This is a genomic window from Paraburkholderia sp. IMGN_8, from assembly GCF_038050405.1.
Classification (GTDB): Bacteria; Pseudomonadota; Gammaproteobacteria; order Burkholderiales; family Burkholderiaceae; genus Paraburkholderia.
In genome coordinates this window covers 1,022,047-1,039,295 of record NZ_CP150901.1, presented here as the reverse complement: position 1 = coordinate 1,039,295, position 17,249 = coordinate 1,022,047, and the positions used below count along the sequence as shown (strand labels likewise).

General features: G+C 57.3%; 9 protein-coding genes. All 9 read left to right on the top strand.

Annotation, left to right across the window (positions count from 1 at the left end):
* The 9 genes from WN982_RS25975 (at position 1) to WN982_RS25935 (ending at position 17,247) form a co-directional block, all read left to right on the top strand.
* Positions 1–2,244 (top strand): molybdopterin cofactor-binding domain-containing protein, encoded by a 2,244-nt coding sequence (locus WN982_RS25975; protein WP_341318486.1) that lies wholly within the window; start codon positions 1–3, stop codon positions 2,242–2,244.
* Positions 2,245–2,413: 169 nt separating this feature from the next.
* Entirely contained in the window at positions 2,414–3,319 is a 906-nt protein-coding gene (locus tag WN982_RS25970) for an SDR family oxidoreductase (protein ID WP_341318485.1), read from the top strand.
* Between the two features lie 32 nt (positions 3,320–3,351).
* A complete protein-coding gene (locus WN982_RS25965) occupies positions 3,352–4,992 on the top strand; it encodes an acyl-CoA synthetase (protein WP_341318484.1) in 1,641 nt (546 codons plus the stop codon).
* An 817-nt stretch (positions 4,993–5,809) separates the two neighbouring features.
* The gene (locus tag WN982_RS25960) at positions 5,810–6,610 is read left to right on the top strand and encodes a hypothetical protein (RefSeq protein ID WP_341318483.1); all 801 of its coding nucleotides are present in this window, start codon (positions 5,810–5,812) and stop codon (positions 6,608–6,610) included.
* A gap of 49 nt (positions 6,611–6,659) precedes the next feature.
* The gene (locus WN982_RS25955; protein WP_341318482.1) at positions 6,660–8,798 is read left to right on the top strand and encodes a hypothetical protein; all 2,139 of its coding nucleotides are present in this window, start codon (positions 6,660–6,662) and stop codon (positions 8,796–8,798) included.
* The gene (locus WN982_RS25950; RefSeq protein WP_341318481.1) at positions 8,795–10,201 is read left to right on the top strand and encodes an ATP-binding protein; all 1,407 of its coding nucleotides are present in this window, start codon (positions 8,795–8,797) and stop codon (positions 10,199–10,201) included. The genes WN982_RS25955 and WN982_RS25950 overlap by 4 nt, the downstream gene beginning before the upstream one ends.
* Before the next feature lie 59 nt (positions 10,202–10,260).
* Positions 10,261–11,262: a TniQ family protein gene (locus WN982_RS25945; protein WP_341318480.1), complete on the top strand. Its 1,002-nt coding sequence runs from the start codon at positions 10,261–10,263 to the stop codon at positions 11,260–11,262.
* A 3,370-nt stretch (positions 11,263–14,632) separates the two neighbouring features.
* On the top strand, positions 14,633–15,625 hold the full coding sequence (locus WN982_RS25940; protein WP_341318479.1) for a hypothetical protein: 993 nt from the start codon (positions 14,633–14,635) through the stop codon (positions 15,623–15,625).
* Between the two features lie 218 nt (positions 15,626–15,843).
* A complete protein-coding gene (locus tag WN982_RS25935; protein WP_341318478.1) occupies positions 15,844–17,247 on the top strand; it encodes a site-specific integrase in 1,404 nt (467 codons plus the stop codon).
* The last annotated feature ends 2 nt before the right edge of the window (positions 17,248–17,249 follow it).

The window sequence follows — 17,249 nt, the reverse complement described above, 5'->3', positions numbered from 1 at the left end:
ATGTTGCCTGAATTCGACTACAGCGAAATGCCACGCGCCCTGCAGCACCTGCTGACCAGGGACAGGGCCGGGGAAGCCGCCACGCTGCCGCGCCGCAGCTTCCTGAAGCTGGCGGGTGTCGGCGGACTGGCGCTTGGCGTGTTTCCCTACCTGGCCATAGGCCAAACCAACGGCAGCGGCCAGGCAGCCAGCGCCCTGAAGCCGACGCAACAGCCGTCGGCCTTCGTGCAAATCGCTCCTGGTGGCGACGTCACGGTGACCATCAACCGACTGGAGTTCGGGCAAGGCGTGCAGACTGCGTTGCCGATGATTCTTGCCGAAGAACTCGACGCGGACTGGAATCTGGTGCGCAGCCGGCAGGGCTCGAACGATGCTGCCTACGTCGACCCGCTTTTCGGGATTCACCTCACCGGCGGTTCCCAGTCGGTCAAGAACAGCTTCACCCAATACCGCGAGCTCGGCGCGCGCGTCCGGGCGATGTTGCTGTCCGCGGCGGCAGCACGCTGGAAAGTGGACGTGGCCACGCTGCGCACGCGGGCCGGGACCGTGCTGGGCGCCGGTGGCCGTAGGCTGAGCTACGGCGAACTGGCAGAAGCCGCCATGGCGCTACCCGTGCCCGAGAAGGTCACGCTGAAGAACCCCAAGGACTTCCGCATCATTGGCCGCCCCACCACGCGCCTCGATGCGCAGGCCAAGAGCAGTGGACGTCAGGACTTCGGCATCGATACGCACCTGCCCGGTCAGCTCACCGCCGTGGTGGCACATCCGCCGGTGTTCGGCGCGCGACTGACCACGGTGGACGACAGCGCCGCACGCGCCATCAAGGGAGTAAAGGCCGTGCTGCGTGTGCCGCTGGACCGCGGTGGCGAAGGCGTGGCCGTGGTGGCCGACGGCTACTGGCCGGCCAGGCAGGGACGCGCCGTTCTGCAACTGCAGTGGGACACGGCTTCCGTGGAGAAAGTGGACAGCGAACAGTTGCTGGTCCAGTACCGCGAGCTGGCCATTCGCCCTGGTCCGCGCCAGTTCGACGCCGATATGACGCCGCTGCCCGCTGCCCCGCATCAGTTGGAAGCCGAGTTCGTGTTCCCGTACCTGGCCCATGCGCCGATGGAGCCGCTGAACTGCACTGTCCAGCTCTCTGACGGGCGCGCCGAGCTATGGGTGGGCACCCAGTGCGCCGGTCTGGACGGTGTCGCGGCCGCGCGTGTGCTGGGTCTCAAGCCCGAGCAGGTGAAGGTGCACGTGCAGATGGCGGGCGGCGGATTCGGCCGGCGCTTCGCGGGCACGAGCGATTATGTGGTCGAAGCCTGTGAGGTGGCCAAGGCCGTCCGTTCCGTCGGCCTGAACGCGCCGGTGCGCACGCTCTCGAGCCGCGAGGACGACATCAAGGGCGGCTACTATCGCCCCCTGCATCTGCACCGCGCACGCATCGGCTTCGACGAGCGCGGCAACGTGCTGGCCTGGGAGCACGTCATCGTCGGGCAGTCCATCACCTCGGGCACGGTATTCGAGCAATTCCAGGTGAAGAACGGCATCGACGCCACCGCCACGGAGGGCATGCGTGGTCCTTACCCGCTGCCGATGCGCCTGACCGTGCACCACCCCACGCCCAACGTTCCAGTGCTGTGGTGGCGCAGCGTGGGTTCCACCCACACTGCCTTCGTGATGGAGACTTTGCTTGACGATATCGCACGCGCCACGAAGCAGGATCCGGTGGCTTACCGCATGCGCCTGTTCGGCGACAAGCATCCGCGCCACCGCGCTGCGCTGCAACTGGCGGTGGACAGGAGCGGCTACGGCAGGAAGCAGTTGCCGACCGGCCGTGCCTGGGGCGTGGCTGTGCATGAGTCCTTCGACTCGGTGGTCGCCTACGTGGTGGTGGCCTCGATGCGGGAGTCGCGTCCCGTGCTGCATAGTGTCACCGCCGGGGTGCATTGCAACCTGGCCGTGAACCCCCGCAGTGTGGACCAGGTGCAGGGAGCAGCGGTCATGGGCTTGTCGATGTGCCTGCCGGGTTCGGCAATCACACTGAAAGACGGCGAGGTGGAGCAGAGCAACTTCGGCGACTTCACCGTGGCCCGCATCACCGACATACCGGCGTTCGATGTCCACATCGTGCCGAGCGCCGATGCACCCACCGGCATGGGCGAACCCGGCCTGCCGCCGCTGGCGCCCGCGTTTGCCAACGCCATTGCGAGCCTCACCGGCAAGCCGCAGCGCCAGTTGCCGTTCAACCTGGCCTGACCCGACACAGTCAGCGGCGGATATCCGCTCAGATGGAAGCATGATTCACGATATGTATCTGATGCGGGTTAAAACGCCTGCCGAGCCACTATCCCTGGCGAACAGGCCTTTTTACGGAACAATCGGCACCAAAGGCCGGGCGCCCGCATCGCCAATTCGGAGAGACGATATGAAGGACCGCGTAAATGAATCAGTCAGTGCCCGCTACCGTTCGGTGTTTCGACCGGGCCTGTTTGATGGAAAAGTTGTGATGGTAACCGGTGCCGGAAGTGGCCTTGGTCGCTGCACGGCGCATGAGCTTGCCTCGCTGGGCGCGACGCTGATCATGGTCGGACGGAATCCGGACAAACTGACTGCGGTTCGTGACGAGCTAACTGTGGACTATCCGGAAAGTGCGGACCGAATCGGCTTATATTCTTGCGATATTCGCGATGAAGCCAGCGTGAAACAGACGGTTGCGGCGGCTCTCGCGGACTTCGGTCGCATCGATGGCCTGTTTAACTGTGCCGGTGGACAATTCCCGGCAAAGCTGGAAAAAATCTCACTGAATGGCTGGGACGCTGTAGTGCGTAACAACTTGCACGGGACATTCCTCATGTCGCGCGAGTGCTTTACCCAATGGATGGCAGGTCACGGTGGTGCGATCGTGAATATGCTCGCGGATATTTGGGGGGGCATGCCCGGGATGGGTCATTCGGGCGCCGCACGGGCGGGTGTTTGGAATTTGACCGAGACGGCAGCCTGTGAATGGGGGCATGCCGGCGTTCGGGTGAACGCCGTGGCGCCGGGGTGGATCGCCTCCGCAGGCATGGACAGCTATAACGAAGAATACCAGGCATTGCTTCGCCAACTGAAGCATAAAGTGCCGCTTCAACGTTTTGGTACCGAATCTGAGCTTGCGAGCGCTGCGGTTTTCCTACTCTCGGAGGCCTCGACCTTCATTAACGGTACAGTGATCCGCGTGGACGGCGGGGTTCCCAACGCCCGACATTCCTGGCCGCTCGCCAACGCTGAGCGAATCACCGAATATAACGGGTTCCCTCGCTACGAACCGCCTAAAGGGCTCCAGGACTAAGCACAGAGGTACTTTGATAGTTGGGGGCGGAGATGAAGCTAGAAGGACAGACGTACGAGAGTATTACAGCGGACTTTGCGTGGAATATCCCTGCAAACTACAACATCGGTGTGGACGCCTGCGACAAGTGGGCCGACGGTAGCGGGCGCCTTGCCCTCATTTATGAGGACCATGATGGGAAGGCGACGAAGTATTCGTTCGATCAGCTGAAATCGCTGTCGGACCGTTTTGCAAATTCGCTTCTGCGTCATGGTGCGCGCCGTGGTGACAGGGTCGCGATTTTCCTTCCTCAGTCTGCTGAAACGGCGATAGCGCATCTGGCTGTGTACAAAGCGGGCATGATTGCGGTTCCACTCTTTGCCTTGTTCGGCGTCGATGCTATTGAGCACCGCTTGGGCGACAGCGGCACCGTCGCGCTAATTACCGATCTTTCAGGCATCGAGAAATTACGGGACATCCGACAGTCGCTGCCAGAACTGCAAAGCATTTATAACGTCGACGGTGGAGAGGCGGGAACTCAAGCGGGGAATTATTCGTTCTGGGGCGAGTTGGAAGCTTCGTCCGGTGATTTCACGGCCGCCAAAACGACGGCCGATGACCCCGCCGTCATTATTTATACGTCTGGAACTACCGGAAAATCTAAAGGGGCGCTTCATGCGCATCGGGTCCTGCTGGGACATCTTCCGGGCGTCGAGCTTTCACAGCAAGGATTTCCGACCGACGCAACCTTGATGTGGACCCCTGCTGATTGGGCCTGGATTGGGGGGCTCTTTGATGTCCTGCTGCCGGCGTGGCATCACGGCGTCCCGGTGCTCGCGAGGCGATTTGCGAAATTTGATGGGGAGGCGGCATTCGATCTGATGGAGCGTCACGGTGTATCGCATACGTTTCTTCCGCCGACAGCTTTGAAGATGATGCGGGCTGTGGAGCGGCCGGAGCGCTGGTCGTTGTCGCTTAAATCCGTTGCAAGTGGAGGTGAGACTTTAGGCGAGGAACTGATCGAGTGGGGCAGGAACACGCTGGGCGTGACAATCAACGAGTTCTACGGTCAGACCGAGTGCAATGTCGTTCTCTCATCTTGTGCTGCCCTCTACGAGCCACACATTGGTGCAATCGGTCGGTGCGTGCCGGGGCATCGCGTTAAGATCGTTGATGATGCGGGACAGGAGCAGCCACCCGGGACGATCGGGAATATCGGCGTCGAGAGCCCTGACCCTGTCATGTTCTTGGGCTACTGGCGACTTGACGCAGCGACCCGCGAGAAGTATCGGGGCCGCTATCTCGTCACGGGAGATCTGGCGACCTGCGATCAGGATGGTTTCTTTCGTTTCGTCGGCCGTGACGATGACGTTATAACGAGCGCAGGATACCGCATAGGGCCCGGGGCAATTGAGGACTCTTTATTGCGCCACCCTGCTGTCTATATGGCTGCGGTTATTGGGGCGCCCGATAGTGCGCGCACGGAGATCGTGATGGCGTTTATCGTCCTCAACGCAGGGTTTGTCGGTGATGAAAATCTGGCGCGTGATATCCAGCAACATGTGAAAACCCGGCTTGCTGCTCACGAGTATCCTCGCGAAATTCGCTTCGTTGAAACCTTGCCAATGACCGCCACCGGTAAGGTAATGCGGAAGGAGTTGCGTCTGCAAGTTATCAGCGAAAGTGGGACTTAGTCGTCCAGCGTACTCTCTGTTCCGAGCAGTCGAAACATCTAAGTACAGAGGAAATCATCGAGCTAAAAAGGCCGCCTACAAACGCTTTCCTCGCTCAGCGTTTTACTAGCGCTCAAAGATGTGATGGGAGACGTCATAGAGACTTGACCGCTCGCGTAGCTGTCACACGGCAGCTCGGGTAACGGTCCTCGGGCGCATCGCACACGTTGCAAACGCCTGTAGGCAAGGCTCCGGTCGAGCGGATAAGCGCCTTGGGTTCCAACGGCCGGAGTCCGACCATCACCAGCCATTCGACGCGAGTATAGCCACCGGCTGCAAAGGGTCGGGAGGGTGAGTTCGCTGATGCAGGAAGCTGCCGTCGGGTTGCTCAATGCCGCCATCGTCAGCAATTCGCCATATTGCCGACGTAGAACCGAGCCCGCCCAATGTCAGCAATGGCCGACAAGCTGCCTGTTCCTGGTTCTGACGGTGGGCCCAGCGACGCGACAGAGGCGTCATTGGAACCGGCAACACCCTGTGCCTAGCTACTAAATTTCCTGTAAAGCCTAGCTTCCCGACAAGAGGCTAAAATCCTAGCTATGCCATGAAGGCCGCTGCCAAAGAACCGGCGAAGAAACAACACCAAATCTTACTCAGAAAAATCCATAACTGAAATTTTTAGTCAGTTAAACACGAAACCCCGGCAGAGTGGGCCTCCCGGCCGACGAAAAAATCCATCACTTTAGGAATTTGAAGTCTGGCTTCAAATTCCTAAAATTAGGGACTTTTCTTCCAAAACTATGGATCTTTCGCTATCGCGAACTATTCTATAGGCATCATGGAATGGGAAAACGATCCGGACCTTTATCCGCCGTACCTGCGATCTCGGGTCCGGCGAGGGTTAGGTATAGGTTCGCGTACGTCGTACCGCCCCTGGAAAAACATCCAGAATTCCGGCACCAAAGGGACCGTCGCGTGTGTGCACGGCATACTTGTAGACCGCCGCTATGAAATTCTTGACGATCGAGCGCGAACGTACTTCTTCCTCATAGAACGCTCTCGTCACATTGCGGACATCAGGGAAACATGGCCGATTCTCGATATCGATAGTACCTTGCGACTATCCCAAAAATTCAAGGTCAATCATCCCCGACACGACATTTTCCCCGAGCCGCTGAGTGTCGACTTCCTGATCACGGAGACTGGTCCAGCAGATGTTCGCTATCGTGCCGTAGCGCTAGTCGGCTGTCATCATATGAGCATAAGAGATCGACGCCTGAAGCAGGTTCAGCAGCAATGGTGCAACGATCACGATATCGATTGGACACTGGTTGATACCTCCCAGCTCGATAGAACGGTACTCGACGCACTGCGCTTTGTTCGCGCTTGGTATCGACACAGGTACGTACCGGACGGGAGAATTGCCGATTTGTTCGCCGAAAATTTCATGGCCCAATATCAGAACAACCTCGTTCTCGATGATTTGGTCGAATTGGCACGCAAGAAACTACGGATTCGAGCCGATACTGCACTAGATCTATTTCGCTTTTGCGCTTGGTCACATCGTATTCCTGTCTCCCTGACGGACCGTATTGCGAAGAACCGCCCGGTGGTATTGCGTAAGGTCAACGATGCCTGACTTTCAACCCGCCCCTCTCGCGAGACCATGCGCAGGCATGGTGCTGCGTGTGACCGAGAACGATAAGACTCGATTTCTTCGGCTTACGCATCTCTTCGACAATTGCGCTTACGTCATGTGGGTTGGGGAACCCAATGAAGTGCGAAACGCCCGACGCCCACGAAAACTAAAGCTTGGCGAACTTGATCGCCTCGCGAAGACGATCAATGCAACGTGGGGACACCTGTCCCTTCCCCCAGGTCTATCGGATGTCCCTGATACAAATTCAAGCGCCGCGAGAACTCTCGAACACACCTGGCATCTGGTCAAGCCATTGATAACCAAGTTTTGCGACGCTCACAATCTCACCCGGCAACACTTTACCAGCCTGATTGCAAAGAGAGCACAGGATACACAAACCAGCGCTACTACTATCAAGCGCTTAGTACTACGATTCTATTACTTCGGTTCCACGAAACACACCCTACTTCCACTTCCTCCCGGCAGAAAGCCTGATTCTGAATTTCGCACAGGAAAGCGAAATCTAAAGAACGACGGCGAACCTGCGAAGCGACGTGGTCGGAAGTCCGTCCAAACTGAACGATACGGCGTCAACGATTTTGTTGTTTCCAGTGATGATGTCGAAGATATGCTTCGCGTATATTCGAAGTTCTGCCGGAACAGAAACAGCACGGTATCGCAAGCTCACGATAGATATCTCGCCAACGAATTCCGAGTTCGCCACCCTGAGGAATACAATGCGTACGAGAATGATCTACGTGCAGAGCCCGTTACCTTGCGACAGTTTCGCTACTATTGCGAAGAAGCAAAAATATTTGACGTAGACGCTAAAACAGATCGTGCGCAGCGCCGGCTCACCAGCAAGGGAACCCTGCAGGCGACCAGCCCGGGCGAGATAACGGAAATCGACGCCACGGGTGGCAGGGTTTTCCTTGTGAAGTCAGACAATCCATCCGAGATCCTAGGCACTCCGATCATTTACATTGCCATCGACCGCTGGAGCCGATTTGTAACCGGAGTTTATGTCTCGCTAAAGTCTGCATCGTACGATGAACTCCGCTACCTCCTGCTCATCTGCATGACTTCGAGAAAAGCACGTTTTAGCTGGATGAACGTCAATATCAACGACACGGAATGGCCATACGGAAGGCTGAGTGCAGTAATAACTGCTGATCGGGGATCCGAACTTCTATGTGAGTCAACCAAGCAGGCGGCCGCAGATGACTTGCTCATTGAGCTAACATATTTGCCTCCCCTGTGCCCCGATGGCAAAGCTATTGTCGAACGAGCAATCGGCGTTCTTAAGAAACGTATGTCCAGTTGGGGGATGAAAGGATCGTATAAAGATCGACCGCTTGACCCAAAAACCAAAAAGGCCGCCCGTCAGGCACAAGCCGTGGCCGTCCGTGCACTCGCGGAGCTCTACCGTGCGCTGGTCGATGAGGTCGTACGGCACAATAATCGCCCACATACGGCATTGAGGCGACGCAAGGCGCTCCTGCAGGCAAATGTATTACCAACTCCGACGCACGCCTACCTGTGGGGACTTGAAAATCTCAGCGGTTTTCACTCCCCGCCGCTCACGGACGCCGACTACAAGCGGCTGCTGACGGCATCGGACATGGGATCCATCGGCAGGGGTGCCTGTAGGTTTTTAAACCGAACCTATCTCCCCGCCAATTCCGAAGCGATGGCTATCGCAGCGAGGTCGACAAATCGTTCAAAGAAAATTGGCGTCCGTTATGACCGGACCTTCCCCTGTTCCATTTATATCCCCACGACGCAGCACGATTGGGCAGAGTTCCGTATGACGGCCGATTCCGCGGAAGAGTTGCGTGGCCTGTCTCTCGACGAGGAGGAGGCCCTGTCCACGACGGGTTCATTTCTGTGGGCTGAGGCAGACACTCAGGCTCGCAGAAAGCGTGTCGCAACGCTCGCCACGCCCACCACCAAATCAAATCGACCATCATCCAAACGAAAGTCTGCGTCCGAACTGCGAAGCTCAGCGCGGGCAACGCGCGAGCGCGAAACAACGGATATCAAGCAACGCATGACGAAAAACCGGCCCCAGAAACAGGATGACCCTGGGAGCAACGCGCGCGTGGACGAGGTCGACTGGAAGACGGTTGCTCGGAAGGAACGTGAGAGGACGCTGGCAGCGATCCACCGGCAGAGGAAAGCAAAATGAGAACGGTTACAAGAGTGCCCGCGGTATACGTGCGTACAGGCATCCGTCGCTTTGATGGCAACGCATTTATTGAGGCCCTGCCTCCCTTACCGGAAACAAAGGAGACCCTTCTCCTGCAATTGTCGAACTATCCCGATAAACCGACGCCCAAGCTTCGGCTAGCATCGGAAATCGTTCGGACCATGGAGCTTTCGACACTCTCAGACGTCGTCTACCCGATTCCAGAATATCGACAAAGTGCACTTGACCTGGCAAAAATCCTCAGGGAATCTTACGTAGCTCGCAATCCCCTCAACGCGACGGATATCCAGCGACGGCATGCACTCGCCACCAATTGCGCAGATGGGCTGCCGTTCCCATCCGACTGGAAATCGTCCGCCCAGGGACATTTGTTGATGGGCATCACTGGAATGGGAAAAAGCACGTTTTGCAACGCATTCTTCCTGCGCTACCCACAGCTCATCGAACACAGTGCCTATGGTGATCGCCCCTTGATGGTGCGTCAGATCGTGTACATTGTACTTAGGGTCCCCCATGATGCAACCCTGAGGAGCTTGTGCGTCCAGTTCTTCGAGGAGATCGATCGCATTCTTGGCGATACCAAGTACCGGAAGGCCGCCGAAAGCGTGCGTACGATTGCACTGATGGTTCAGCTCATGCATACAGTAGCCACGGCCGTTTCGCTTGGAATCGTCGTGATCGACGATGTTCAGAATCTTCGCGCGGCCAAAGGGGCAACAGCAGAGTTTGTACTCAACCTTTTTAGTGAAATCGTCGAACGTCTCGGCATATCGCTGTTCCTTATGGCGACGCCGGCCATCGACAAGGTGCTGATTAACGTGGTGAGGAATACGCGAAAATCGGCGTCATCCGGCTGCGTAGCACTCGTTCCTATGGCGCGAAACAGCCCCGAGTGGAAGGAGTTCTGCGAGACCAAGTGGGATTACATGTACGTTAAGCATAAGAAAAGGCTGACTGACGGAATACGGAATGCGTGGCACGACGCTTCGGCGGGTGACACTGCCTTCGCCGTGCTGTCTTATATGCTGACGCAACAAAATGCAATCGGCGGGGCAGAAGTGGTGGACGAAGCGGGCTTCCGCCGCACAATGGCGACCGACATGGCCATCCTGCAACCCGCCATCGCCGCATTACGCACGAGGAATCTTGCCAAACTTCAGAGATTCGACGATCTCCTTTGGGGCAAAGCGTACTGGGATCTGATGAAACAACTTAAGGTGGGACCACCGGAGCAATCAACCGTGGAAGATGAATTCGATGAACTCCTTGCCGCCCACGACGCAGATCAGCAACGCCCAGCGTCCCCCAAAGGGCGAGAGAAGACCGCGAAAACGGATGAACCTGACTTTCCCGTCGAGAGACCTTTACTGAAATACGAGTGAAGGCGAAGGGCTGCGCTGGCGTCCTGCCCGATGCGCCCCTCGACGTATTGCACCTGTAAATGGGATTGATCGTGTCTTCCCTGCCCTTCCGGCTCGCTCCTCATCCCGACGAAATTCTCGGGTCATGGCTTGCACGTCTCCGACTGCATAACAGCGATGGCTGGTGGTGGGTTGCCTTGCGCAATGCAGGTTATGGACCACGCTCGGATGCATATGTGTTCGACATCCCGGCCTACTCGCCCTTGATCGAAGCGTTCTTTCGGCGCATCGGAATGGCTGGATACGAACAGGTCCTGCTGGACCTTACGACGCTGCCTTACTGGCTTGCGTTTGACGCCGGCCCGCCAGATAGCGGCTTTCTGCCTGGTACCAATCTACTTCCCTTGCTTGGCACGCGCAAAGGTGTCGTACGCAGTGTCTCAGCGATGGCAAGACGGTACAGGGCACGGGCCGGAATCCGGTTTTGCCCTCGGTGCCTGGACGAGGACGTCCGGACCGTCGGTGAACCATACTGGCACCGTGCGCATCAGTTGCCCAACGTGACATGCTGTCCGGATCATCGCGTTCGCCTGCAGACCTGCTGTCCTCGCTGTGGCCGGGCCTGCATACCGGATGAAATCGGTCGCATTCCCCTCCCAAGACTGAACTGCGAATGCGGGTTGAAACTGAATGAGGTCGCCATTCGGGCGGGCAAGGCGGACGTCCGGCAAAAACTGGCGATTGTGAGCCGTGACGCTCTGCTGGCCCGCCTGCCGGTGTGCAGTCGCTCCCAAATGCACGCCTTTCTCCGATCACGCCTACACTCTCGCGAGCTTGGACCGGTCATCAAGGCAGCGTATGGCCAGTGGACCCAGTGGGACAGCTTTCCCAGCCCGGACCCGCACCGTGATGACAGGCGAAGACTCTCCCGCCCGGGTGACCGTCGGGAGCCTTGCAGCGTGGGCCGGTTTGACCCGCCGGACGGCAAAGCGCACCTTGAGACCGGTAAAGGAAAAAAGAAAGCCGCAGAAACCACCGATCCCATTTTTCCCGTTGAGAATCCCTTGTTGAAGTACGAGTGACGAAAAAACGGCGGAGGCAATGCCAACCGAACCACGTCTTTATCACGCTCACGCCCGGAATGAATACATCGTGTCTGCCCCGCCCTTCTGGCTTCCTCCTCGCCCCGATGAGATTCTCGGTTCATGGATTGCGCGTATCCGCCTTCATAATGGCGATGGCTGGTGGCATGCCGCTCTACATGAAGCCGGTTTCGGGTTGCGATCAGACGCTTACGTATTTGACATACCGACTTACTCCATCCCAATGGAAGCGTTCCTGCAAAGTATCGGCATGGAGAGCTATGAACGGGTATTGCTGGACCTCACGACGTTGCCTTACTGGCTCGCGTTTGACGCCGGTGCGCCAGATAGCGGCACATTGCTGGGCACCAGTCTGCTTCCTGTGCTTGGTACGCGCAAAGGCATCATAAAAAGAGTTTCAGCAATGGCCCGGCGGTACAGGGCATGGGCGGGAATCCGGTTTTGCCCCCGATGCCTAGACGAAGACATCCTGACTGTCGGCGAGCCATACTGGCATCGAGCGCATCAGTTACCCAATGTGACATGCTGTCCTGATCATCACGTGCTATTGCGAACCTGCTGCGCTCGCTGTGGACGCGCCTACATACCAGATCATACCGGTCGCATCCCCCTCCCGCTGACGAAATGCGAGTGCGGCTGCGAACTCAATAAGTCAGCCGTCCCGGTTGACAAGACGAGTTCCTGGATGAAGCTCGCGATTATCAGCCGCGATGCGTTGATTGCTCGCCAGCCAGCCTGTAGCCGCACAGAGATACGAGCGTTCCTTCGATCACGCGTGCGCTCTCGTGAACTCAGACCAATAATCGACGAAGCTTATAGAGATCGCTTCCTAACAGCTACCCTTCCCCCGGCGCTTCCAGACCGTGACGACTGGCTGTGGCTTTCAACCTCCGGACATTTCTCACAACTCCGTGCAAACGATTGCTGCGCACTACTAGCTGCAATGAACATAGACTTTCGTTCCGCGCAGCGCGATGCCGTAGCAACTCGCAATCGCCAGGATGCCCGGGTTGATTGCGGCAGACCGAGAAATGCTCCATCTATCGAAGCCGCACGGAAAGTGATGCTGCAACGCGCACGGACTGCTCCAAGCGAGTCCGCGTCAAGAGACGGATTGAACTACTGGGTGCTTCGCCTACTCGATAGCGAATGGCTACGCCAGAACTTCCCGCAAAGCCATTTTACCGAAGTACCTTCGATGCAGAAAGACCGCGAATTGATTCGCTGGTCTGCCAATCGTTCCATACCGGATGGTTCTACAAGAACCTACCACTGGCGGCTGATTGCACAGACCGTTGCAGGGAGGAGAGCCGCAATCCGGGACACCACCTGGTTTGAAAAACAGCGACGCCGGTATTTCGACTTCCGCGTGGGCCCTGTCGTTCAACCCCGGTTACAGACAACTGTTCCGCCAGTCGCAGGTTTGGCGGTCGTCTCCCGCATGGTCAGCGTGCTTCGCAACGCCTTGACCGCGGTTAGCGGCGATGCCCCCCCCTCCAAGCCGCATCACAATCCGGACACTTGCGACCAGGGCCGGAATGACCGTATCAATGACAAAGAGAACGTTGAAACAGGACAGCGACCTTGCCCTCGACGTTCAGCATGCGAAAGAGGCACTCCCTCGACGTCGTATTGAATGGGCTGTCAGGATGATCCACGGGCAAGGGATGCCGTTATCCATAGCGTCGGTTACCGTCGTTGCCCGAATTACACGGAACAAACAGAACTCCGACCTGATCAAAGACGTGGTTGAGGAAAGAAGCCCGTGACAGCGCTTAACGGAAAACCTCATTTGCCTACGGAAGGAAACCTTACGATTCTTCTCGCGCCATCTCGAAATAGTCCGCTTCGTGGTGAAAACGCGATTGGGCGGCGAATCATGGGCTCAAAGAGATATTGAACGAAATGTACCTGATTATTTTCAGTCTGCATGTCAGGAATCCAGATCTTTCTAAGTCAGCCGTGACAGTGAATAAATCCTGGATTGCCCGAAACGCATTGCACAATGGACTGGGAGCGCGGCGTGTCCTTCTGCGCGAAGTACGCGTTCGGTCTTCGGATGCGCATACTTTCTACATTCCGAACTTTCCTCCTAGCATCGCGGCTCTTTTCAAGATATTAGATGCCCAAGGTTATGAGCAGGTTCTCCTGGAGCGCGCGACTTTGCCCTACTGGCTGGAGGTCCAAGCGGCAGGCCAAACGGAAAGCACGATACCCCGAACAGCGATGTTGCCGGCACCTTGCGCTCCTTCCGGACGCCCGTATTACAAGGCTGCACCGTTGGCGCTGGCATCCGGTTCCTGCCCCGAGCGGACTCCATTGCTATCTGTTACGGGACGTCGTTCGAGACCGTCAAAATTAAACATCCGCACGTCTCACCAATGCACGCTCTCGGTGAATATAACTTGTGCCTCGAAAAAACTGTGCGTCGTGGCCGGCCTGTACACGTTTCGAGATCTTCACAGCCTCCAAATGGGCTACTGGTGTTTGCAGCGACCAACTCCGTGCGTTTGCCGCGCTGGGCAAACGGGCCGAGCGACACTCGCACAATTACACCGTTCCCTACGATAGCTGCAGAGCATCGGAAAGGTACTCTGTGATGTCACTTCCCTTTACACTCGCGCCCTACCACGACGAACTCTTCGGATCGTGGCTCGCGCGAAACGAATTACACAACGGTCAAGGGGCATGGCATGCTCTCCTACGCGACGTGGGTATCAAGTCATCAGAGACGAAGGTATTCGACATCCCCGACTTTACGCCTGCATTGGATGCGTTAATCAAGCTCTTGGGGGCAAAGAGTTACGAGCAGGTATTGCTGGAGCGAACGACCTTGCCCTACTGGCTCGCCTTCGATGCAGGGGGTCCTGCAGAAGGCATCTTACCGGGTACAGAAGCGCTTCCGATTCTCTGCGGCGATCGCGGTCAACCCATACGAAAACTAGCACAAGTCGCACAACAATACCGCGCCGCCGCCGGCATCCGATTCTGCCCGGAATGTTTGTCCTGCGATGTCCAGACGGCAGGCGAGCCCTATTGGCATCGTGTGCACCAACTGCCAAATGTCATGTGTTGCCCCGAGCATAGCGTCCGTCTTCTTTCGGCCTGCCCGAGGTGCGGCAGATCACCCACAGCGCTTGCCGAAGGCGTGATTAAGTTACTCCGAATGACATGCATCTGCGGATACGATTTGTCCGCTAGCGTCACTCTGCGTGAAGTGTCCGACGTCCGGGGAAAGCTGATGAAGGTTAGCGCTGACGCACTGGTATCTGGTACGCCTATATGCACCCGCGCTCAAATGCGTGCGTTCCTCCGGACGGCCATCGGTCCTGCAAACTGCAGACGGGTTATGCAAGACGCGTATGGCGAATTTTTGACCGGTGATCGTTATACACTGAAGAATGCCGTAACCGAGGCGGACATGGTGTGGATTCCAGAGGTCGAAAAGTTCCAAAATTATCGCTCGGTGCAATGCTGCGCTCTTCTGGCCGCACTGAATATTGAGTTTGAGACCGCTAGTCAGTGTTCCAGCAAGTTCAAGGTGCGGGCGGCGGTGTCGAAGAATAGAAAAAATTCCTTAAGCAGCGCCGCACCTTCTGTTAGCAATTCCCGAGCGTTCCTGCTACAACGCGCCAGCGAAAATCGTTGGATTTCTTCAGGCGATAATGGCGCCCTGCACTATTGGAACGTCAGGCTTCGCGACTCAAGCTGGTTACGCCGCCACTTTCCGCACAGCCACGCGTTTCCCGCAGCGCCTACCGTGAACGCGGATCGGGCGTCCATCCGGCAGTTGCTGAAAAGACCCTACGCCTCAAGGGGGACGAAGACAGATCTAATAAAGCCGGCCATCCGAAGCCGCGCGGGAGTACGGGCTCGCATACGCGATTCGATATGGCTCAGCGACTATTGTGCAAAACTTTCACAAAACGCTTGTCTGGACGAAAGACGGCAAGAAGTGGAACAACCTGGTCCGAGTTCAGCACGTACCAACGCAAAGAGGTATCAGACGGCGCAGACGGCGGTCATCCGCGATGCTTTACGGTCAGCGCTCGCCGCTGACGGCTTCCCTGCCGCCATATCTTATGCAGAACTGGGCAATCGTGCGCGCCTCTCGGTTGCGATGATCAAAGTGACCCTAAAATTCGATCACGAACTTAGCCAACAAGTACGAAGTGCCAGGCTCGCTCTACCCCAACGTCGTGTGGTTTGGGCCGTACAAGAGCTACGCTCAATGAACCGGACACCGAGCACTAGCGCAGTCATGCGGCTAGCGCATGTGAAGCGAAGTAAATCGATGCGCGCCCTCATTCAAAGAAGTCTTGAGGACAAGTTAGAAAAATAAGATTAGTCCGCACCGTGCCGGGTCCTCGGCTGAACACAAGCAGGAGATGATCAGCATCGGCGCACCGGACGGACTTCGCCGCGATAACGGGTGTTATCTCGGCTGCGCCTCCCACGCCTCCCTTACACCGAAGATGCTATGACGGCAGTTAAGGCCTCAGCGCCGCTGCGGCTGCAGGCATAGCGCCAGCGTTGAAGCGTGTACCATTTGGTGACCGCATGGCACAGAGAGCTGGGGGCTTCCCTGCCGTTCGCGGATTTTGCATAAAAGAAATTATCAACATCAGAGGTACCTTTTTTACTGTTGCGCCCATCGGGCGTCTGTCATCAAGTCGTCAGCAACAGCGACGTAGGATTGCGTACCTTTTGCTGTTGCGCGAATTCATGGCTTTTTTGCAGCTCTCGAATCCGCTTGTGCCTGGTCGTCTACGCGGCGTCGCGCTCGTGGACGATTCCGCCGTCCCTCGATACTGGGCCAACGTGTGGATGCTGGTTTCGATGGGACATCTTGCCGAATCCACTCAAACGGGCGCGCTTCGATACATCGAAGACCTGTACCGCCACGCGGACGGCATTCTCGGCGTCAATGGCCTGGATGATGCGCTGGCTGAGATGAACGACCGGGCGCTGGCTGACGTCCTCGAGTCATGGTTTGTTGTGATCCGGAACCGGCCGAGAGCGACCAGAGCCGACGAGTTGCGCTGGCACGCCGGCCTCGTGTTTGTGACCGACGTGCTGACCTGGCTGTCCAAAAGCCGGATTCCGGACAGTCGGCTGTGCGATGTGGTGGCTCGGTTGCACCGGCTGTCGACCTTATACGGTCAACTGCACGTGCGGAAAAGCGGCCATGTCGAGACCATTCGCTCGCTGCCGTCTTCCGTCGTTGAAGCTCTTTACGAAATGCTGGATCCGGAGTCAAACCGGAATCCCTTCAAGAATGGCAAGACGCGCTGGCGCATTTACGTCGCCTTTGTGCTCATGCTGCATCAAGGCCTGCGACGCGGCGAGCTGCTGTTGCTGACGGCCGACTGCGTGAAATCCGGTTTCGAGAAAAAGCGGCAAATGCTCCGTCATTGGATCAATGTGCAGCAAAACGAATACGAGGACGACGAGGCTGAGGAAACGATTGACTCGAGGTACTCGAAGCCAGGCATCAAAAACGTTCATTCTGTGCGCCAGATTCCTGTCAGTCAGGTGACGGCGCAACTGGTTCAAACCTACGTCGAAAACTACCGTGGCCGCCCCAGTCATCCCTTCCTGCTCAGTTCGTATCTCGACAATCCCCTGGCGACTGAATCGCTGACGAAGGCGTTTCGCAAGGCTTCAGATGCATTGCCCTCCGCGGTGCGTGAGGAATTGATCGACCGCTGCAACAAGGATGCAGTCACCCCTCACGACTTGAGGCACACGAGCGTGGTTATGCGGCTTCATCAACTGCTTGAACAGGGTGACGCAATGGACGAGGACTTGCAGAAGGTGCGAACCTTCTTCGGTTGGTCCAAAAAATCTGTCATGCCTTCACGCTATGCACGGGCCGTATTCGAAGACCGGCTTGCCGACGTTTGGAACGACAGCTTCGACGAACGTGTAGCGTTGCTTCGCGCCATCCCGAAAGGACTGTGACG

Bases quoted from the DNA above. Each gene is read 5' to 3' on its own strand.
- WN982_RS25945 (WP_341318480.1), top strand. From the start codon at position 10,261: ATGGGATTGATCGTGTCTTCCCTGCCCTTCCGGCTCGCTCCTCATCCC.
- WN982_RS25960 (WP_341318483.1), top strand. From the start codon at position 5,810: ATGGAATGGGAAAACGATCCGGACCTTTATCCGCCGTACCTGCGATCT.
- WN982_RS25950 (WP_341318481.1), top strand. From the start codon at position 8,795: ATGAGAACGGTTACAAGAGTGCCCGCGGTATACGTGCGTACAGGCATC.
- WN982_RS25975 (WP_341318486.1), top strand. From the start codon at position 1: ATGTTGCCTGAATTCGACTACAGCGAAATGCCACGCGCCCTGCAGCAC.
- WN982_RS25935 (WP_341318478.1), top strand. From the start codon at position 15,844: ATGGCACAGAGAGCTGGGGGCTTCCCTGCCGTTCGCGGATTTTGCATA.
- WN982_RS25940 (WP_341318479.1), top strand. From the start codon at position 14,633: ATGCAAGACGCGTATGGCGAATTTTTGACCGGTGATCGTTATACACTG.
- WN982_RS25965 (WP_341318484.1), top strand. From the start codon at position 3,352: ATGAAGCTAGAAGGACAGACGTACGAGAGTATTACAGCGGACTTTGCG.
- WN982_RS25970 (WP_341318485.1), top strand. From the start codon at position 2,414: ATGAAGGACCGCGTAAATGAATCAGTCAGTGCCCGCTACCGTTCGGTG.